The organism is Allobosea sp. TBD101 (assembly GCF_059817965.1).
In genome coordinates, this window is the sequence record NZ_CM187543.1 from 2,295,878 (window position 1) to 2,313,541 (window position 17,664).

Sequence of the window (17,664 nt, forward strand, 5' to 3'; positions counted from 1 at the left end):
CGGTGGTGAAGCTCGAGTTCATCCGGCCGGTTCTCCCGGCCGAGGCGCGGGCGGCCTGTGCAAAGCCGGCGCCTTTGCCTGACCGCGGCCTGACGGCGCGCGAGGTCGGCACGCTCTGGGGCCGCGATCGGTCCCATCTCGAGATATGCGAGCAGCGCCGGAGCGCCGCCGTCAATGCGCAGGGAGCGGTGCGATGAATCTGGTGGGTGAATTCTCGGTTCCGACGATCATCTCGGTCGTGACGGCGATCTGCGCCATCGTCTCGAGCTACGCGGTCGTTCGCTTCCAAGGCGCCCAGCACGACAAGCGGATCGCCCGGCTCGATGAGCGTTGCGAAGCCCTCGGGCGGGAGCTGGCCGCCTTCAAGATCGAGGCCGTGCAGCGCTTCGTCAGCGACGAGATGCTGGCCAAGGTCGAGACGCGAATCTCCGACGCGATCAATCGTCTGGCTGATCGTCTCGACAAGGTTCTGGATGCCCGAGCCGGCGCGGGCCGGGGTAGGGCGAGCTGATCATGTCGGTGCAGCATTTGAACAAGCCGCTCGGCCTCGCCGAGGCGGAAGCTGCCGTGCGCGCCATCGAGGCGGCGATCGCGGCGGGCGCCATCTATCCGCTGGCGCGCGGCCAGGCCGGCCGCTCGGCTTTGGCGGAGGGCTCCGCCGCGCTCGGCCTTGCAGCCAGCACGGTCGCCAACCGCCTGCGGCAGGCTGCCGCCCTCTACGGGTTGACGCCGAACGGGATCGCGCCCGCCGAGCGACAGCGCGGAAAAGGCAAGGCGGTCGAGCCGGACACCGCGCTCCAGCGCAAGCTCACCGGCCTGCAGGATGAGGTCGTGGCGCTGCGCAAGCAGATCAAGGCGGAGCAGCGCGCGGATCTCGATACCGAGGCCGTGCGGACCCTGCTCGGCCGCCTTGCTGCCGCTCCGACCACGCCGCCGAGCTGGACGATCGAGCCCGGTGCCAAGCGCGGACGCGGCACGCCGGAGGTGCCTGTCGCCGTCTGGTCCGACTGGCATATGGGCGAGGTCGTCTCGCTGGCCGAGACCGGCGGCAAAAACGCCTTCGACCCGACGATCGCCGAGGCGCGCGTGCGCCGGCTGATCGCCGCGACGATCTCGCTGGCGAAGGAGCACGGCCCGGGCGACTATCCCGGCATCGTCATCAACCTTCTCGGCGACTTCGTCTCGGGCGGGCTGCATCCCGAGCTCGCGAAGACCGATGCCGAAGAGGTGCTGCCCACCGTCCTGCGCTGCGTCGACCTGCTGATATGGGGCCTGCGCCAGATCGCCGCCGCCTTTGGCCAGGTCTATGTGCCCTGCGCCTCCGGCAACCACGGCCGGGCGACGCAGAAGCCGGAATTCAAGCGCTATGTCTTCAAGAATTTCGACTGGCTGATCTATCAGCTTGTCGCACGGGCCTTCGAAGGCGACCGGCGCCTGCATTTCGACATCCCGGACACCAACGAGGTGCATTATCGTGTCTTCGGCCAGCGTTATCTGGCGATGCATGGCGACATGCTCGGCGTGAAGGGCGGGGATGGCATCATCGGCTCGCTCGGCCCGATTGCGCGGGGCGAAACGAAGGTTGGCAAGCAGGCGGCGGCGCTCGGCCTCGATTACGACATGCTGGTCATCGGCCACTGGCACCAGATGATCTGGCTGCCGCGCGTCATTGTCGCCGGCACGCTCAAGGGCTGGGACGAATATGCCCGCTCGGCCCTGCGCGCTCCGCCGCAGGCGCCTTCGCAGCCGCTGTGGTTCGTGCATCCGCGCCGCGGCATCACCTCGAAATGGGAAATCAAGCTCGACGAGCCGGAGACGGCTGCCGGCGAGGACTGGGTCAGTTTCAGGAGGGCGGCGTGAAGGTCATCCATGATGCCTGGCCGATGAAGCCGCCGCGCCGCGGGCTGATCGCCGGTCGCGACTGCTCGCATTGCCAGAGCGGATTCGAGAATCACGAATACAATTGCACGGGCGGCTGCATGGCCGGCTTCCGCGTGCGGACGATCGGGATTTGCGGCGCGGCCGGCGCCGGCAAGTCGACCGCGGCCGAGCGTCTGGTGAAGCGCTGGCGCTTCAACCGCGTCCGCTTCGCCGGTCCGCTCAAGGCGATGATGGCCGCGCTCGGTCTCTCGGCCGAGCAACTCGACGGCAATCTGAAGGAAGAGCCGTCACCGCTCCTGCAGGGCCGCACGCCGCGCCAGGCGATGCAGTGGCTCGGCACCGAATGGGGCCGCAACCTGATCGGCCCGGAATTCTGGATCGCGGCCTGGCAGGCGGCCGTCGAGCGGGCGCCGCCGACCTTCACCTATCACGGTGGATTCGATCCGATCCGGTTGATCGTCGCCGACGATGTCCGCTTTGCCAATGAGGCGAAGGCGATCCGCGATCGCGGCGGCATCGTCATCCGGATCGACCGGACGGGCGCCGGTTCGACCAGTGGCGGTGGGCATGCGAGCGAGCGCCTCGAGTTCGTGCCGGACCGGGTGATCCATAATCGCGGCAGCGTCGCGGAGTTGCGCGCGCAGATCGATGCGCTGGCGATGGAGTTGAGAGAGTAGAAGATGGCCCCGCTGGCTTGCGCCGGCGGGGCCTTTTTGCGTTTTCAGCTCAAAGCGCGGCCGAGAAGGCCGAGCGTCTGTACGCGCCTTGCTCGCGGTGACAGCAGATCGCCAAGTGCGAACTTCGGCTGGTGATTATCCGAAAGCACCAAGCCCGGCGCGCCTTGCGGAATGATGAAACGCTTGGTGAGTGCAATCGTTGACATCCACAGCTCCAACCGGGTCGCGCGCAGGGCGGCGTCAAATGCTGCCTCTGCCTCGCCCATGGTTGCGAACTTGCCCGACAGGGTCGTGTTCGGCAGTTTGTGCATCGCGCCTTCCGCTTCGACCCAGGTCGAAAGACCGTAGGTCGCGGCGTGCTTGATGAAGGCGGTGTGAGCGTCCGGATGGGTGGAACTCAGATCATAGGGGATCACGTAGGCGAACACTGCGCTATGCCTTTCGCAGGCGCCGCCACCGCTTGACAGATGACCGTTGGTCCTCGTTTAAGAGGGTGCACACCAAGGGACACTGCTCGCGTCAGCGGGTAGCCTGTCATCTGAAAGCCGGGGCTCGCGCCTCGGCTTTTGTGTTTCCGGAACGAACGCTCGGCCCGGGCCGCCTGATGGCTGGCCATATATTCTTAACGCTGCTCAGCCATTCCGGCAAGGAATAGGGTTCGTTATGACCATTGGGCACGACATCTGGTAGGCATCTGTGTCTTATGGGGATAAATTCCGGGGAGTCCGTTAACGATTGACAGTGGAAAGGAATCGCTGGGCGTCGTCATTTCGGCTTCCCGATCATCGCCGAAATCTCATGCGCGATGAGCTCGGTGTCGCTGGTATAGGAGCCGAGCTCGGTGCCGCCGCAGGCCTCGCAGCGGAAGCGCTTGCAGATATCGGCTATGCGCATGCTCGGCGGTAGATCGAAGATCTCAACCTCGACCATGCGGTGGCAGGGCAGGCACCAGACCTGGACCAGGTGATAGCCGCGAGAAAGGTGTGCGCCGACGGTGCGGGCCGCACCGAAGATCTCGCCGGGCTTAACCCAGGGCAGTTGTTCCGCGATCATGGCCCCGCTCAGCCGATCGCGATGCCATTGGCCGCGACGAGTGTCGCCGGCTTCTGTGCCCTTGCCCGCTTCGCCTCCTGGACCCAGCGCCACGTGCCGCGCTCGATGCATTCGACCTGCCAGAGCTCAATGCCGCCGGCTGACGTCTGGTAGATCGCATAGGCTTCGCCGTCCTGGAGGCGATAGGGCGGATCGAAGATGTGATCGCTTGCCTTTCCGTCTCGCTCAGCCTCGATTCGTGTTAACGTGAAATCTCCTTGGCACGGCATGATCGTGTGCATTTCGGGACGGGTGAGGGTGGTTCCGGCCGGGCTCTCGATACGCGACATAGCTTGACACTCCACGCTGTTTGTTCTCTGTGTGTTCTCATCATGCAGGGGCTGGTGACATGGAGAGTCAGGAGAGGCCGGGGCCTCCGACCGATTCGACAATGCTGCGCGACTATCCGTGGGTGGTCGTCCGGATGCGCTGTCATTTCTGCCGGCGTGGCGGCGATGCGCGCCTTGCCGTGCTCTCGGCGAGGCACGGGCCTTACATCACCATGGGCCGGCTGGTGGTCGAGTTCATCAGCGGCTGCGCCTGGGCACCGTGGGACAAGACGCGCCGGCCGCAGAAATACGGCATGAAGTGCGGCGGCTTCTGCCCTGACCTCCGCCGGCCCGATCCTCCAGACCTGCCGCCTGGCATGCAAGGCTTGCAGATCATCGAGGGTGGTCTGAGCGAGAAGCTGCCCGCGGCGCCGGCCGAGATCGAACGGCGGAAGCGCGTCGGCGGTGATGAATAACGCCGGATGTCTGATATCAAATACTGGCGCTAAGCTCTTCCAACTCGCCCCCTAAAACCGTCCTGTCCGGACCATGGGAAAGTCGGAAGCAGGCTTGAAATTGCTCACGAACCTGAAAGCCTTCTAAGCTGCTGGTCGCAGGTTCGAATCCTGCCGGGCTCGCCACTCCTTTCAAGCACTCAGCCCGTTTGCGGTGCCTCGACAGTTGGAAGAATCCAGCCGCTTTCCAACTGTCTTTCAAGGCGTGATCGAGCTGGGGCTTGCCGGGCCGCTGCTACGCCTGCTCAGCGCGTTCGCCCTCGGCGACGAAGCCCGCCGCGATCACGATCGCGCATGTCAGGAGCGCCGCTCCAGCAACGGAGAGCAAAGAGAGTCCAAGCGGGGTGACGGCGGCTGCGTCGTACAGACCAAGAATCTTGCGTAGGTAGTAGCCGATCGCCAGACTGACCATGCCGAAAGCAAGTGGAGCTTGCCGAATGTTTGGAGCCGGCATCTGGCGAACCCTTGTAACGCTGCTCTTCAAAGTCCCGTAGAGCGACATTTCGTACCCTCTTTGTTCCATTGCGGGAACGCGTTGTTCCAGCCTGATCCGAGAGATGGCCTCTCGTTGGCGGCGTTTCAAGAACCGTGCCTTGATCTGATCTGCCTGTGGGCCTCGCCTGGCCTTGCGCCTAGAGCAAGGCGCGTTCGTCGCGGCCCAGCAGGCGGAAGGCGAGGTAGATCGCGGTGCCGCTGAGCACGAGCAGGATCGTCGAGAGTGAGGCGGCCGTGCCGTAGTCGCCATCGTTGATCGCGATGTAGATCTTGACCGGCATCGTGATCGTCCCGCCGACATAGAGCACCAGCGACGAGGACAATTCGTTGACCGCCGTCACGAAGGACAGCATTGCGCCGGCGACGATGCCGGGCAGGATCAGCGGGATGGTGACTTTCATGAAGGCCTGGACCGGGCTGTAGCCGAGCGAGATCGCCGCTTCCTCCATGCTCGGCCCGACCTGCCGCAGCGCCGCCGCCGAGGAGCGCACGGCATAGGGCAGGCGGCGGATGAAGACGGAGAGGATGATGATCGCGGCCGTGCCGGTCATCACCAGCGGTGGCGTGTTGAAGGCCGCGATGAAGGCGACGCCGACGACGATGCCCGGCATGACATAGGGCACCATCAGGGTCGCATCGAGCAGCGAGCTCTGGGCGGTGTTGCGCCTTGCCACCAGGCAGCCGATCAGCGTGCCGATGACGACGATCAGCAGCACCGAGACGCCGGAGAAGACGAGAGAATTGCGCACGACATCGCCGAGCGTGGCGATGATGCGGCTGTAGCTTTCGAGGCCGAAGCCGGGCTGGAAGACCGGCCCGTTCGTCTTCCTGACCGAGTAGATCGCGGCGATGATCGCCGGCATCGCGCCGCCCAGAGCGATGAAATAGACCGCTGCATGGGCCGCGACATTCGCGAAGCCGCGCAGCTGGATCTTCTCGGGCCGGTTGATCAGGTTGCTGTGGTAGACGTTGCGCCGCGACATGTAGCGCTGGATGAAGACGAAGATCATCGACATCAAGATCAGGACGAGGCTGAGCGTGGTCGCCATGCCGAGATTGGAGCCGATCTCGGCGGAATAGGCGGTGTAGGCCTCGGTCGCGAGCACGTTGAAGCCGCGCCCGAGCAGGCGTGGCGTGCCGAAATCGGCGATGGCATGGATCAGCGCGAGCAGGCCGCCGGCCGAGAGCGCCGGCAGGACCAGCGGGAACGAGATTTTCATCACGCGCTGGAACGGCGTCAGCCCGAGATTCTCTGCCGCCTCCTCCAGAGAGCGGTTGATGTTGGCGAGCGCGCCTGACGTCAGCAGGTAGACGTAAGGATAGAACTTGAAGGCGAAGACTATGAGGATGCCCCAGACGCCGAAGATCGGCGGCATGTTGATGCCCCAGCTCATCAGGGTCTGCCTGACGATGCCGCCCGAGCCGAACAGCACGATCCAGGAATAGGCGCCGATAAAGGGCGGCGAGACCAGCGCCAGGATCGCCATCATCGAAACGAAGCGGCCGCCCGCGATGCGGAGGCGAGCCATGCAGAAGGCCATGACCGAGCCGAGCAGGAGCGCGCCCGCCAGCCCGCCGAAGCCGACGATCAGCGTGTTGATCAGGGCGTTGAAGTAGCGCGTGCTGGTGAATAGCCTCTGCCAGTTAGCGAGCGTGAGCTGGCCGCTCTCGTCGCGGAAGCTGGAGATCAGCACGAGGCCGAGCGGGATGAGCAGCAGCACGATCAGGATCGCCCAGGCCCCTACCGCGACGAGCGTCCAGAAATCCGGGCGCCAGCCGATGCGCCTCGCCGGAGCTGCGACCGCGCTCATGCCGCAAGCTCCGTCCGAACGCGTTGGCCTGCGGCATCGAAGGCATGCAGATCGGCCCGGTCGAAGCCGAGTCTGATGTCGCGGCCGGCCTCGATGACGAGGTCCGGGGGAGGGGCGGCGATCTGCGCGACGAGCCGATGCCCCTGCGCCTGCACTGTGAGATGAGCCTCGCGGCCGAGATAGGTGAAATGCTCGACCACGCCGGTGATGGCGGAGGCGCCGGGCTCGGCCGCTTCCGCCTCGGCGAGGCGCAGGCGCTCCGGCCGCAGGGCCCATTGCGCCACGCCCGGTACGTCCGGCAGGCCGAAGGTGGAGGGCTGGAGCAGGTTCATCGTTCCGACGAAGGAGGCGACGAAGCGTGTCGCCGGCTTGCCATAGATCTGCTGTGGCGTGCCGATCTGCTCGATCGAGCCGCCATCCATCACGCAGATCCGGTCGGAGATGGCGAGCGCTTCTTCCTGATCGTGGGTGACATAGATCGCGGCGATGCCGATCGTGCGCTGGATGTCGCGAATCTCGTCGCGCAGGTCGAGCCGGAGCTTGGCGTCGAGATTGGATAGGGGCTCGTCCATCAGCAGCAGGCGCGGTTTCACCACCATCGCCCGGGCGATGCCGATGCGCTGCTGCTGGCCGCCCGAGAGCGCTGCGGGCAGGCGCTCGGACAGCGCCGAGAGGCGGACGGTCGCCAGGGCCTCCGCGACGCGGTCGCGAATCTCCGACGCGGCGACCTTGCGCGCCTTGAGGCCGAACGCGACGTTCTCGGCGACGGTCAGGTGCGGGAAGATCGCATAGTCCTGGAAAACCATGCCGATATCGCGCTTATGCGGCGGCACTGAGAGCAGATCGGTGCCGTCGAGCGAAACCTTGCCCTCCGACAGTTGCGAGAAGCCGGCTATCGAGCGCAGCAAGGTCGTCTTGCCGCAGCCGGACGGGCCGAGCAGCGTGAAGAACTCCCCTTGGGCAACGGAAAAGGACACGCCGTTCAGCGCGGTTGTGGGCCCGTAGCGCTTGATCGCGCCTTCGACGTTCAAATAAGCCATGCCGGCAAAGAATCTCCCCTTTCCCCTAGTTGCGCATGGCCGCGATTGGACGGCAAGATGGCTGATCATCGTCGGCACAGATCGACGCACTGGGAGAGGATCTTGAACATCATGACGTCGCGGAAAATCTGGGTCGGCCGCATCCTGCTGGCGGCGGGGCTGTTCGGTGTCGCGGGAGCGGCGGTCGCGGCCGACAACAAGGTCGTGCTCTACACCGCCCACAAGTCCTCGATCGTGCAGAAGATGATCCCGCTCTTCGAAGCGGAAACCGGCATCAAGGCCGAGGTCGTCCAGCTCGGTTCCGGCGACGTCTTCCGCCGGGCCCGTGCCGAGGCTGCCGCGCCCAAGGCCGACGTGATCTGGAGCGTGACCGGCTCGCTGCTGGGCGAGAATGCCGACCTGCTCGCGCCCTATGCGCCGAAGGATCAGGGCGCCATCGACGAGCGCTTCGTCAGCAGCCCGGCCTGGACGCCCTACACGACCGTCATCTACGTGCTGATGGTCAATAAGCGCATGGTCAAGGATGCCGACATCCCGAAGAACTGGGCCGAGCTCTCCGATCCGAAGTGGAAGGGCAAGGTTGCCTCGGCCCGCGTCGACAATTCCGGTTCGGCTTTCCAGCAGATGACGACCGTGCTGACGGCCGGCGGCGACAAGGGCTGGGATGTCTACGGCAAGCTGGCCAAGAACTTCGTCTTTTCCGACAGCTCCGGCGCGGTCCCGCGCTTCGTCGCCGATGGCGAGGCGCCGCTCGGCCTGACGCTCGAGGACAACGCGCTCGAATATGTCGCCGGCGGTGCCCCGGTGAAGATCGCCTATGTCGAGGACGGCACCACGACCTCGCCCGACGGTGTCGCGATGCTGAAGGGCGCGCCTAACCCGGAGCCGGCGAAGCGCTTCATCGACTGGGCCTTGTCGAAGAAGACGCAGGAGGCGCTGGTCAAGGAGGCGGGCCGCCGCTCGGTGCGCAAGGATGTCGCCGCGCCCGGCGATGTGAAGCCGCTTTCCGAACTGAAGCTGGTCAAGCTCAAGTCCGTCGAGGAGCTCGGCGGCACCAAGGCGATGATCGAGAAGTGGCGCCAGGTGACCGGCAACTGACAGAGGCGACGGGCATACGCTGACAGCCGGATACGACGACGACCATGCAGATTGAATGCTTCAGCCTCGGCAAGCGCTTCGCCACGCCTGAGGAGAACGAGGACAGTGTCGTCATCCTGCCCGGCCGCGGCTATGCCGTGATCGACGGGGTGACCGACCGCAGCGGGCGCCGTTTTGGCGCCATGCGGGCCGGGCGCTTCGCCTCCGTCCTCGTGGCGACGGAGCTCACCCGCTTCCTGCTCGACGAGGACCTGAGCGTTCGCGGCGGGCCGGATCGCATACGCAGGCTGGTCCAGGCGCTGGGCGATGCACTGCGCGGGGGCTATGCCGCGCATGGTCTGCTGGACAAGGCATCGGCCGATCCTGCCGTCCGGATCGGCTGCACGCTGGCGCTGGGCTATCATGACGGCCCGGTGCTGCAACTGGTCTCGATCGGCGATTCCGGCATCCGGCTGAGCGGGAAAGCGCTGGGAACGATCCGCCATGTCGAGGAGAAGCCGCTCGACCGGGTGACGGCGCTGATCCGGCGCGAATGCTGGGCGCATCTTGGCAGGATGCGGGCCGATCCGCTGCCTCAGCGCTCGATCTCGGACGATGCCGTCTGGAATGGTTTGCGCGAGCCGCCGGCCGGGCTGAGCGCTGAGGCTTGCGCCACGATCAGGGCGCATGTGCTGCGGCTTTGCGACGAGGAGATGCCGACGATCGCGCGGGCCGAGATCGAACGGATCGTCGATAGCGGCATCAGCGGCCAGCGCGTCTTCTCCAATCATCCCACGAGCGATCTCGGCTATGGCGTGCTCGACGGCTTCGCCATCGCCGAGCGGCACGTCTTCACGGCGGATTACCCCGCCACCGAGGTCGCGCGGCTCGAATTGTTCAGCGACGGCTATTTCGCCGAGCCGGACGCTTTCGGGGTCGCGGCCTGGGAGGCGAGCTTCGCCGAGGTCGAGCGGATCGACCCCGACAAGATCGGCCCCTATGCCAGCGTCAAGGGCTCCGGGGCCGACGGCTGGACCGACGACCGGACCTATCTCGGAATCGCGTTCGATCGCTGAGGCGTCAGTCTTCCCGGCCCCAGTTCCGCAATTTGCGGATCTTGGCGGCGGGGTCGCGCGGGCGCAGCCTCCACAGGTTTCTGATCAGGCTGACGAGCGCGAACAGCCCGAAGCTCGGCAGGGCGAGGGCGATCGGCACCGTCAGCAGGCCCATCGCGCAGCCGCCGGAATCGCCGGGGCTGCCGCATTTCGGATCGAACAGCATCAGGCCGAAGACCGCGATCACGCCCAAAAGCGGGCCGATGACGAGGCCGACGAGGCCGGAGAGCAGCGCTTTCGTCAGCAGGCGCGTCATGCCGAGCCTTCCCCGTTTCCGGCCAGCATAGCTCGGTTCCAGCCCAACGGAACAGGTCGCGCCTTGCCTCGTTATGGGATTGGGGGACATGTGGAGAGCAACCATGTTGCGGTTCGTCGCCATCGCCGCCCTCGCGGCGGCTCTTTCGTCTCCGGCATCGGCTGAGCCCGGTTTCGTTAGGACGGCCAGCCTGCCAGTGCTCGAATCTGCCTCCATGCTCGGCCCCAAGGCGGCCTGTGAGTTGCCGATCAACCTGTCGGCTTCGGTGGGGCCTGTCGTGCCGGCGTCAGATCAGGCCATGACCCTGTCCCCGCGCATGGTCCAGGCGATCCGCGTCGACAACGCGGCCTCCAGCGATTGACGCGGGAGCGGCCGGCGATCGACGGCTGGCGTCCACATCGCGATATTATATGACGCGGCGCAGCGCCCTGCATCGGCTCCATCGGCCTTCGGCGCTTGCCGACCTACGCCCGGCGGCGTAAACCCCGCGCGGCACCGCCTTGATCGTGCCTGAATGGCCCGCCATCGGGCGGCAGCCGGCATTCTGGACAGTTGCGGCCGGCAGCCGCGGGGATGAATGATGTTTTCGCTCACGCCAGCGATCGACCGCCTCAAGCAAGCGGCCTCGGCCAGCCATTTGCGGGCCTGCATCTTCCTGCTGCTCTTGTCGCTCGCGGCCTTCCTACCCGGATACAGCACGCTCCAGCCGCTCGACCGCGACGAGCCGCGCTTCGCGCAGGCGAGCAAGCAGATGCTGGAGACCGGCGATTTCGTCGATATCCGCTTCCAGGACGAAGCCCGCCACAAGAAGCCGGTCGGCATCTACTGGCTGCAGAGCGCGGCGGTGAAGGCCGGCGAGGCGCTCGGCGTGCCGGAGGCGCACACCCAGATCTGGCTTTATCGCATTCCCTCGCTCATCGGCGCGACCGCGACCGTGCTCCTGACCTATTGGGCTCTATTGGCCTTCCTGTCGCCGCCGCTGGCCTTGCTTGGCGGGGCGCTGATGGCTGCCGCGGTGCTGCTCGGGGTCGAGGCGCGCATCGCCAAGACCGATGCGCTTCTGGCGGCCTGCGCCGTCGCCACGATGGGCGCGCTTGCCCGAACCTGGCTCGACTGGACGCGCTCGCTCGCCTTCGTGCCGGACCGGCGCAACTGGCTGGTGTTCTGGGGCGCGACCGCGCTCGGCCTGCTGATCAAGGGGCCGATCGTACCGATGGTCTGGGGCCTCGCGATTCTCGTGCTCAGCGCGAGCCAGCGCTCCTTCCGCTGGCTGAAGCCGCTGCGCTTCGGCGCCGGATTGCTGCTCTGCCTTGTGGTCGCGCTGCCCTGGTTCGCCGCGATCATGATCAAGACCGGCGGCAGCTTCTTCGCCGACAGCGTCGGCCAGGACATGCTCGGCAAGGTCGCCGAGGGGCAGGAAAAGCATTGGGGGCCGCCCGGGCTTTATCTCGTCGTCTTCTTCGCGACCTACTGGCCGGCGGCGGCCTTCGCGGCGATGGCGGTGCCCTTCGCCTGGGTGCGACGCAAGGAGCCGCAGATCCTGTTCCTGATCGCCTGGATCGTGCCGTCCTGGCTGGTCTTCGAGGCGGTGCCGACCAAGCTGCCGCATTACGTTCTGCCGCTCTATCCGGCGATTACCGCGCTCCTGCTGCTCGCCGTGCTCAATGGGGGAATCAACCGCTACCGGCGCGGCGCGGTGCTCACCGCCTGCCTCGTCGTGATCGTGCCGCTGGCGCTGATGGGCACGATCCTGTTCGGCAACTGGACGCTCGACCGGGCCGTGCCGTTGCTCGCGCTGCCGTTCTTCGCGCTCGTCCTGCTCGCCGGCGTCAGCGTCGTCGCGGCGTTCCGGCGGCTCGATTTCGAGGGCGCGCTCTGGCGCTGCGTGCTGGCTAGCCTGCTGCTGACCATCGCGGTCTATCCCTTTGCCATCGAGAGCCTGCGCTCGCTGAAGCTGTCGCCGCGTCTGGCGGAGAGCGTCAAGGCTGCCGGCTGTGCCGATCCGGCCGTCGTGACGCTGGGCTATCGCGAGCCGAGCCTGGTCTTCCTGACCGGCACGAAGCTCGCCATGGCCGCGAGCGGCGCCGATGCAGCCGCCTTCCTCAACCAGCCGGGCTGCCGCGTCGCCTTCGTCGAGAGCCGCTTCGCCACTGATTTCAATGCGGCGCTGGCGAGCCAGAACCTGAAGCCGCGACTCGTGACCACGATCAACGGCTTCAACCTCAATGGCGGGCGCAAGCTGGAGATCGCCGTCTTCGCCCGCTCGCCGTGAGGCACCCTTCTGCTCGAAACCCTTGCCCTATCCGTCGCTCTGACGCAGTTTGCGGACCGTTTTTCCGGATGATGTCCCTTTGACCGAAACCTCTTCCCATCCGCTGCTCAGCGTCGTCGTGCCGGTGCGCAACGAAGTCGGCAACATCGCGCCGCTCGTCGCCGATATCGAGAAGGCCTGCGCGGCGATCGGCCCGTTCGAGATCGTCTATGTCAATGACGGCTCGACCGACGGCACGGCGACTGCGCTGGCCGATCTTGCCGCGACGCGGCCCTGGTTGCGCGTCGTCACCCACGCCCAGTCCTGCGGCCAGAGCGCGGCCGTGCGCAGCGGCGTGCGCCATGCCCGCTCGGCGATCGTGGCGACACTCGACGGCGATGGCCAGAACGATCCGGCCTTCCTGCCGGAGATGGTCGAGGTCCTGCAGAAGGCCGGCCTCCAGGCCGGGATGGTGCAGGGGCAGCGCGTCGGTCGCAAGGATACCGGCTTCAAGCGCTGGCAATCGAAGATCGCCAATGGCGTGCGCGTGCGCGTGCTGAAGGACGATACGCGCGATACCGGCTGCGGGCTGAAATGCTTCCGCCGCGAGGCCTATCTCGCCCTGCCGTATTTCGATGCGCTGCATCGCTTCATGCCGGCGCTGATGGCGCGTGAGGGCCACAAGGTGCTGCATGTCGACGTGCACGACCGGCCGCGGCTGACCGGTGTCTCGAATTACGGCTTCTTCGACCGGCTCTGGGTCGGTATCCTCGATCTCGCCGGTGTCTGGTGGCTGATCCGGCGGCGCAAGCGCGTGCCCCAGATCGTCTCGGAGACGATGTGATGCTCATCGACCTGCAGCAGACCATCGGCAATTATTTCCACGACGTCTTCGTCAACAATATCGACTGGTGGGTCCTGCTCGGCGTCGTCGCGCAGGGGCTCTTCACCATGCGCTTCGTCGTGCAGTGGCTGGCGAGCGAGAAGGCCGGGCGTTCGGTCGTGCCGATGACCTTCTGGTGGTTTTCGATCGGCGGCGGCGCCTTGCTGCTGATGTATGCGCTCTATCGGCGCGACCCGGTCTTCATCCTCGGCCAGGGCTTCGGTGTCTTCGTCTACATTCGCAACCTGCAATTCGTCCTGCGCGCCAAGGCGCGCGGCGAGGACACGAATTCGGGTCCGGGCTAGGATCTAGCTCCGCGACGGCGGCGCCGCAGGCTCGGCTGCCGCGCCCTCGGCGGGCGAAGGCAGCTTGTCGGCGGCAGGAGCCTGCGGCTTGCGCATCGCTGCCGAATAGGCGGGATAGCGCTCGCGATAGGCCTTCAGGAAGTCCGAGAGCGTGTCGGCATTCGCGGTGGCGCGCGCCATCTCGCGGATGTCGGCGGCGCGGGTCCGGTCGGCCCCGGTGATGAAGGCGAAGGTCCGGGCATCGGCGCCGCGGGCCATCTTCGGCGCGAACTTGCTGCGCAGCCGGTCGAGCGACAGGTTCTCGCTCGCCATCACATACGACACGCCGGCACGCATGACATCGGCTCGCTCGCTGTCCCCGAGCGCGCCGTCGCCGCGCCAGCTTTCACCGAGCAGGCGCTCGTAGGCCTCGCCCGCCTCGCGCCAACGGCGGCCGGTCCAGTAGATGTCGGCGCGCAACCGATCGATCTCGGGGCCTCGCTCGACCTCCAGCATCTCGAGCGCCTGATCGGTGCGCGAGAGGTCCGAGAGCGCCTTGGCCTCGAGCAGCAGACGGGCGCGCTTGACGTCTGCCGGCAGCTCGACGAGGCGCGTGGTGTTGAGCGCGCGGACCGCGTCGGCGGGCTTGCCATTCATCAGGTCGATCATGGCGAGACGTGCCGCGACCGTGGAACGCGCCGCGCCGCTGAGGCGCCGGTCCATCTGGTATTTCAGGATCTCGGAGGCCTGATCGAGCAGGTCGAGCTCGACCAGCCGGTCGGCGAGCAGGCGCGTGATCTCGTCGCCGCGCCGGCCGATCGGCAGGAATTCCTTGAAGTCGTAGAACAGCGCCAGCGTCTCGATGCGCGGCAGCTTGCCGAGGCCGGAGCCGCTGAACAACTCGGCGAAGCGCTGCGCCGTCTCGTCGTGCATGCGGCTGGTCAGCGGATCCTCGATGAAGTTCTCGTTGGCGCGGCGCGCGACCATGAAGGCGTCGCGCCAGCGCTGCTGGTCGGCATAGAGCCGGCCGAGTCCGGCCAGCGCCTCGATCTCCAGCCGGCCGCCGCGCCAGATGACCGAGACGGTCTCCAGCCGGGCGATGGCTTCCTCGGGCTTGATGTCGGTGCGCTTCTCGGCATCCGCGAGCTTGACCGCACGCAACTGGGCTTCCGCCGCGACCGGGCGGCTCTTGGCCTCGAAGAGCGGCTTGTAACCGTTCATCGCGGCCTCCGGGCGGCCGCTGATATCGTCGAGTCGCGCCTGGAGCAGGGCGAGATGCTCCTGGTCGAAACTGCCGCGCGGCATGTCCGCCAGTGCCTGGATCTGGCGCTCGGCGACAGCGATATCCTGCTGGGCGAGCGCAGTGCGTGCCATGGCCTCGCGGAATTCGCCCTGGAGATGGAGCGGATAGCGGTCGAGCACGGATTCGGCGCGGCGGAAGCCGACCAGCGCCTGGGCATTGCGGTTCAGGCGCTCCTCGACCAGCGCGCGCCACAGCCCTGCCTCGACATCGTCCTTGATCGGACCGGCATCGAAGGCGGCCAGCGCCTGTTGGTGCCGATGCATCCCGGTGGCGATGACGCCCCTGAGGAAGAGCGCCTCGCGGTTGCCGCGCATCGCCTTATCGTCCGCGAGCAAGGCGTTGAGCGGGCCGGCGGCCTCGGGCATCAGCCCGTTGGCGGCATAGAAACGGGCGAGCGCGAGACGGGCTTCGGATTTGCGGCCACGCGAAGCGTCGGTGATGTCGAGCATCAGGGCGCGGGCGCGCTCGCGCGGATTGTCGAGGCGCAGCCTGGCCCAAGCGTCGCCGTCCAGCAGCGGAGCTGCCTCCTGCTTCCCGGCCTTCTCCTCCGGCTTGGGGAGGGGGGCGCCGATGTCGAGCGAGACGTTGAGCCCGCCGCTGCGGCCGATGCGGACCTGCTCCGTGCCGGCGCGGACCGCGACGTCGTCCGCATGTGGCTGGACGGCCAGTCCCTGCGCTGTCGGGAGCAGGCCGAATTCGACGAACTGATAGGGTTTGGGCGTCAGCCGGGTCGGGCCCGTCGCGGTGGCTACGGCAACGGGAAGGCCGGCGGGGCCGGTTTCAAGCCAGTGGATGCCGGTGAGGCCGGCGAGCGGCACGGCGACGATGGTCTGGCCGCGCTCGTCCATGCTGCGCTGCGGCTCGACCGGGGTGGCGGGCCGTCCCGCATCCTCGCCGAGATCGAGCGACCAGGTCGGGCCGTTGTCGAAGACGCGCGCAAGCGGCTGGCCGGCGAGCCTGAGCCTGACGAGGGTCACCTTGCCCTCGCGGGTGACCGTGCTGTCCTCGATCAGCTTGGGCATCAGCCCGGCGAGCTTCGCGGGATCGATGGTGTCGCGCGTGTCGAAGACCAGCGTCATCACGCCGGCATCGAGAAAGGCGGCGGCCCCCGTGGGGCGGGTGAAACGGAAATCGAGGCGCTTGCCGTCGACCGTGATGGCGACCGGGCCCGGCGGCACTTCGGGCGCAGTTGGCGCTGCGGCCACAGCCTGGGTGGGCGGTGTGGCTGGCTTGGCCGCCGGTGCCGTCGCCGCGGACTTTGGAGCGGGTTCGGTTGGCGGTGTCGCAGCCGGAGCAGGCGGCGTCGGTGCTGGCGGCTTTGACAGCTCGACAAGCGATGGCGCTTCCTGCTTCACAGGGCGCAGCAGGTCGACGACCAGTCCGGTCTCGTCGTCGAAGCTGCGGACCTGCCAGTCCTTGGGCAGCGACAGGGTCAGGCTCAGCGCTTCCTTGCCGGCATCGAGGCCGGTGAGGTCGATATCGGTCGGCAGGGCGTTGCGGATGGCGGCGGCCTCGACATTCATCGGCCGGTCGAAGACCAGCTTCAGCGTACCGTCCGACAGGTTGCTGGCGAGCTTCGTCTCGGCCGGTGCCTTGAAAATCAGGCGCTCCAGCGTCGGCAGGCTGGCCGAGCTCATCGTCAGCGTGGCTGGAGGGGCGGGAGGCTGGCGCGCGGCGTCTTTCGCCCGGACTTCGGCGAGGCGCAGGCGCTCGGTCAGCTCGGCGAGGGCTTCCGGCGGCGGGCCGGGCATGACGCCCGACCAGTTCTGCGGCAGCAGGTCGATGAAGGCCTTGTCGCCGGCCTCGATCAGGTTGGCCTTGTAGGATTGGGTCAGTGCGAAGCGCATGCCGCGCCCGTCGGGATCGACGCGAGCGACGGAGACGTAGTTCGGCAATTCGCGGGCAATGCGGGCGACATCGACCTGGACCTGGCTACCGAAGGCGACGATCAGCACGCCGTTGGAGACGCGGATGCGGGTCTGGATCGGCTCGTCGAAGGTCAGGGACAGCCGGCCGAAGCCCGCCGGCATGGCTTCGCCGCGCAGGTTCGCGCCAGCCGCGAAGGCAGGCGTCTCCAGGCCGGCGGCGAGCGCGAGAGCGGCCAGCCCGATACCGAAGGCAAAGGAGCGCGACAGACGCAAACCGTGATACTCGACCCAACGCGACACTGGGCCTCGCCGCCTTCATTCGAACGCGGCGGCCCTCCGGCACGCTAGCGCGTCAACCATAATGGCGTGTTAACAGTCGCATCCCTCAGCTACTAACGATGACGGGTTTTCGCGGTGAGGTGGGGATGTCCTCGGGCGGATCGCGAATGATCGCCGGCAGCGCGACGTCACCGGTTCGAACGATCACGAATGGGCCGTCGGAACCGCGACCTCAGCGCCCAGATGCCGAGAAGCACGACCGGGATGATCATCGTCCAGACGATATCGGCGAGGGAGCCGGCCACGCCGGTTCCCGTCGCGTCCTCGATGAGGTCGACGAGCTCGTTGGCGATCTGGATGATCGTGGTCAGCAGGAACGCCAAGAGCGGCCGCCTCAAGGCGATCGCCAGGACGATGAAGATGGCCGCGCCCAGCAGGACGTGGAGCACGATATCGTTCAGGCCGCTCGTGCTCTTGATGATGCCCTTAGCGCTGTGCCACATCGGCGCCTTCTAACCTGCGGGCGACAAAAGCAGAAGCTTGACCAACCATCGCTGGCAGCCAATCC

Annotated in this window: 20 protein-coding genes; 11 read left to right on the forward strand and 9 right to left on the reverse strand. The window is 66.8% G+C overall.

All coding sequences use genetic code 11. The features are described from left to right. The first annotated feature begins 5 nt into the window (after positions 1 to 5). Genes AC6RIC_RS11150 through AC6RIC_RS11165 form a run of 4 tightly spaced genes read left to right on the forward strand, consistent with a single transcriptional unit; the run spans position 6 to position 2,558 of the window. Complete coding sequence (locus tag AC6RIC_RS11150; RefSeq protein ID WP_499736230.1) at positions 6 to 197, forward strand: hypothetical protein; 192 nt, start codon at positions 6 to 8, stop codon at positions 195 to 197. Then, complete coding sequence (locus AC6RIC_RS11155; RefSeq protein WP_499736231.1) at positions 194 to 511, forward strand: hypothetical protein; 318 nt, start codon at positions 194 to 196, stop codon at positions 509 to 511. Before AC6RIC_RS11150 ends, AC6RIC_RS11155 begins: the two co-directional genes overlap by 4 nt. A gap of 2 nt (positions 512 to 513) precedes the next feature. After that, complete coding sequence (locus tag AC6RIC_RS11160; protein ID WP_499736232.1) at positions 514 to 1,860, forward strand: hypothetical protein; 1,347 nt, start codon at positions 514 to 516, stop codon at positions 1,858 to 1,860. After that, positions 1,857 to 2,558, forward strand: coding sequence for a nucleoside/nucleotide kinase family protein (locus AC6RIC_RS11165; protein WP_499736233.1), 702 nt, complete (start codon positions 1,857 to 1,859; stop codon positions 2,556 to 2,558). The genes AC6RIC_RS11160 and AC6RIC_RS11165 overlap by 4 nt, the downstream gene beginning before the upstream one ends. A gap of 44 nt (positions 2,559 to 2,602) precedes the next feature. Here AC6RIC_RS11165 and AC6RIC_RS11170 read toward each other — a convergent pair whose 3' ends face one another. From AC6RIC_RS11170 to AC6RIC_RS11180, 3 genes are all read right to left on the reverse strand, one after another. Then, on the reverse strand, positions 2,603 to 2,986 hold the full coding sequence (locus tag AC6RIC_RS11170; protein WP_499736234.1) for a hypothetical protein: 384 nt from the start codon (positions 2,984 to 2,986) through the stop codon (positions 2,603 to 2,605). A gap of 337 nt (positions 2,987 to 3,323) precedes the next feature. Beyond that, positions 3,324 to 3,611, reverse strand: coding sequence for a hypothetical protein (locus AC6RIC_RS11175; protein WP_499736235.1), 288 nt, complete (start codon positions 3,609 to 3,611; stop codon positions 3,324 to 3,326). A gap of 8 nt (positions 3,612 to 3,619) precedes the next feature. Further along, entirely contained in the window at positions 3,620 to 3,940 is a 321-nt protein-coding gene (locus AC6RIC_RS11180; RefSeq protein WP_499736236.1) for a hypothetical protein, read from the reverse strand. A 101-nt stretch (positions 3,941 to 4,041) separates the two neighbouring features. On the opposite strand from AC6RIC_RS11180, the gene AC6RIC_RS11185 reads away from it, so the two are divergent. Next, positions 4,042 to 4,395, forward strand: a complete 354-nt coding sequence (locus AC6RIC_RS11185; protein ID WP_499736237.1) for a hypothetical protein — start codon at positions 4,042 to 4,044, stop codon at positions 4,393 to 4,395. Positions 4,396 to 4,669: 274 nt separating this feature from the next. Here the strand turns inward: AC6RIC_RS11185 and AC6RIC_RS11190 are convergent, their stop codons facing one another. From AC6RIC_RS11190 to AC6RIC_RS11200, 3 genes are all read right to left on the reverse strand, one after another. Next, positions 4,670 to 4,936, reverse strand: a complete 267-nt coding sequence (locus tag AC6RIC_RS11190; protein ID WP_454656351.1) for a hypothetical protein — start codon at positions 4,934 to 4,936, stop codon at positions 4,670 to 4,672. A gap of 130 nt (positions 4,937 to 5,066) precedes the next feature. Then, entirely contained in the window at positions 5,067 to 6,740 is a 1,674-nt protein-coding gene (locus AC6RIC_RS11195; protein WP_499736238.1) for an ABC transporter permease, read from the reverse strand. Beyond that, positions 6,737 to 7,780, reverse strand: a complete 1,044-nt coding sequence (locus AC6RIC_RS11200; protein ID WP_499736239.1) for an ABC transporter ATP-binding protein — start codon at positions 7,778 to 7,780, stop codon at positions 6,737 to 6,739. The genes AC6RIC_RS11195 and AC6RIC_RS11200 overlap by 4 nt, the downstream gene beginning before the upstream one ends. Positions 7,781 to 7,891: 111 nt before the next feature. On the opposite strand from AC6RIC_RS11200, the gene AC6RIC_RS11205 reads away from it, so the two are divergent. Both AC6RIC_RS11205 and AC6RIC_RS11210 read left to right on the forward strand, forming a co-directional pair. Beyond that, positions 7,892 to 8,878, forward strand: a complete 987-nt coding sequence (locus AC6RIC_RS11205) for an extracellular solute-binding protein (RefSeq protein WP_454656354.1) — start codon at positions 7,892 to 7,894, stop codon at positions 8,876 to 8,878. Positions 8,879 to 8,922: 44 nt separating this feature from the next. Next, positions 8,923 to 9,933, forward strand: coding sequence for a hypothetical protein (locus AC6RIC_RS11210; RefSeq protein ID WP_454656355.1), 1,011 nt, complete (start codon positions 8,923 to 8,925; stop codon positions 9,931 to 9,933). Positions 9,934 to 9,937: 4 nt separating this feature from the next. Here the strand turns inward: AC6RIC_RS11210 and AC6RIC_RS11215 are convergent, their stop codons facing one another. Then, positions 9,938 to 10,228, reverse strand: a complete 291-nt coding sequence (locus AC6RIC_RS11215; RefSeq protein WP_499736240.1) for a hypothetical protein — start codon at positions 10,226 to 10,228, stop codon at positions 9,938 to 9,940. 103 nt (positions 10,229 to 10,331) lie between these two features. Between AC6RIC_RS11215 and AC6RIC_RS11220 the strand changes: the two genes are divergently transcribed. From AC6RIC_RS11220 to AC6RIC_RS11235, 4 genes are all read left to right on the forward strand, one after another. Further along, positions 10,332 to 10,589, forward strand: a complete 258-nt coding sequence (locus AC6RIC_RS11220) for a hypothetical protein (RefSeq protein ID WP_499736241.1) — start codon at positions 10,332 to 10,334, stop codon at positions 10,587 to 10,589. 216 nt (positions 10,590 to 10,805) lie between these two features. Continuing rightward, positions 10,806 to 12,500: an ArnT family glycosyltransferase gene (locus AC6RIC_RS11225; protein ID WP_499736242.1), complete on the forward strand. Its 1,695-nt coding sequence runs from the start codon at positions 10,806 to 10,808 to the stop codon at positions 12,498 to 12,500. Between the two features lie 79 nt (positions 12,501 to 12,579). Beyond that, a complete protein-coding gene (locus AC6RIC_RS11230) occupies positions 12,580 to 13,323 on the forward strand; it encodes a glycosyltransferase family 2 protein (RefSeq protein ID WP_454656359.1) in 744 nt (247 codons plus the stop codon). Then, positions 13,323 to 13,667 carry a lipid-A-disaccharide synthase N-terminal domain-containing protein gene (locus tag AC6RIC_RS11235; protein ID WP_441471609.1) on the forward strand — a complete coding sequence of 115 codons (345 nt, stop codon included), beginning with the start codon at positions 13,323 to 13,325 and terminating at the stop codon, positions 13,665 to 13,667. The genes AC6RIC_RS11230 and AC6RIC_RS11235 overlap by 1 nt, the downstream gene beginning before the upstream one ends. 3 nt (positions 13,668 to 13,670) lie before the next feature. Here AC6RIC_RS11235 and AC6RIC_RS11240 read toward each other — a convergent pair whose 3' ends face one another. Then, positions 13,671 to 17,117 (reverse strand): tetratricopeptide repeat protein, encoded by a 3,447-nt coding sequence (locus AC6RIC_RS11240; RefSeq protein WP_499736243.1) that lies wholly within the window; start codon positions 17,115 to 17,117, stop codon positions 13,671 to 13,673. Positions 17,118 to 17,284: 167 nt separating this feature from the next. Further along, on the reverse strand, positions 17,285 to 17,599 hold the full coding sequence (locus AC6RIC_RS11245; protein ID WP_454656361.1) for a hypothetical protein: 315 nt from the start codon (positions 17,597 to 17,599) through the stop codon (positions 17,285 to 17,287). Positions 17,600 to 17,664 lie beyond the last annotated feature (65 nt).

Excerpts from the sequence above, each read along its gene's own strand:
- AC6RIC_RS11235 (WP_441471609.1), top strand. The coding sequence starts at position 13,323 with ATGCTCATCGACCTGCAGCAGACCATCGGCAATTATTTCCACGACGTC.
- AC6RIC_RS11160 (WP_499736232.1), top strand. The coding sequence starts at position 514 with ATGTCGGTGCAGCATTTGAACAAGCCGCTCGGCCTCGCCGAGGCGGAA.
- AC6RIC_RS11215 (WP_499736240.1), bottom strand. The coding sequence starts at position 10,228 with ATGACGCGCCTGCTGACGAAAGCGCTGCTCTCCGGCCTCGTCGGCCTC.
- AC6RIC_RS11200 (WP_499736239.1), bottom strand. The coding sequence starts at position 7,780 with ATGGCTTATTTGAACGTCGAAGGCGCGATCAAGCGCTACGGGCCCACA.
- AC6RIC_RS11220 (WP_499736241.1), top strand. The coding sequence starts at position 10,332 with ATGTTGCGGTTCGTCGCCATCGCCGCCCTCGCGGCGGCTCTTTCGTCT.
- AC6RIC_RS11180 (WP_499736236.1), bottom strand. The coding sequence starts at position 3,940 with ATGTCGCGTATCGAGAGCCCGGCCGGAACCACCCTCACCCGTCCCGAA.
- AC6RIC_RS11185 (WP_499736237.1), top strand. The coding sequence starts at position 4,042 with ATGCTGCGCGACTATCCGTGGGTGGTCGTCCGGATGCGCTGTCATTTC.
- AC6RIC_RS11155 (WP_499736231.1), top strand. The coding sequence starts at position 194 with ATGAATCTGGTGGGTGAATTCTCGGTTCCGACGATCATCTCGGTCGTG.
- AC6RIC_RS11190 (WP_454656351.1), bottom strand. The coding sequence starts at position 4,936 with ATGTCGCTCTACGGGACTTTGAAGAGCAGCGTTACAAGGGTTCGCCAG.
- AC6RIC_RS11245 (WP_454656361.1), bottom strand. The coding sequence starts at position 17,599 with ATGTGGCACAGCGCTAAGGGCATCATCAAGAGCACGAGCGGCCTGAAC.
- AC6RIC_RS11205 (WP_454656354.1), top strand. The coding sequence starts at position 7,892 with ATGACGTCGCGGAAAATCTGGGTCGGCCGCATCCTGCTGGCGGCGGGG.
- AC6RIC_RS11195 (WP_499736238.1), bottom strand. The coding sequence starts at position 6,740 with ATGAGCGCGGTCGCAGCTCCGGCGAGGCGCATCGGCTGGCGCCCGGAT.
- AC6RIC_RS11225 (WP_499736242.1), top strand. The coding sequence starts at position 10,806 with ATGATGTTTTCGCTCACGCCAGCGATCGACCGCCTCAAGCAAGCGGCC.
- AC6RIC_RS11210 (WP_454656355.1), top strand. The coding sequence starts at position 8,923 with ATGCAGATTGAATGCTTCAGCCTCGGCAAGCGCTTCGCCACGCCTGAG.
- AC6RIC_RS11175 (WP_499736235.1), bottom strand. The coding sequence starts at position 3,611 with ATGATCGCGGAACAACTGCCCTGGGTTAAGCCCGGCGAGATCTTCGGT.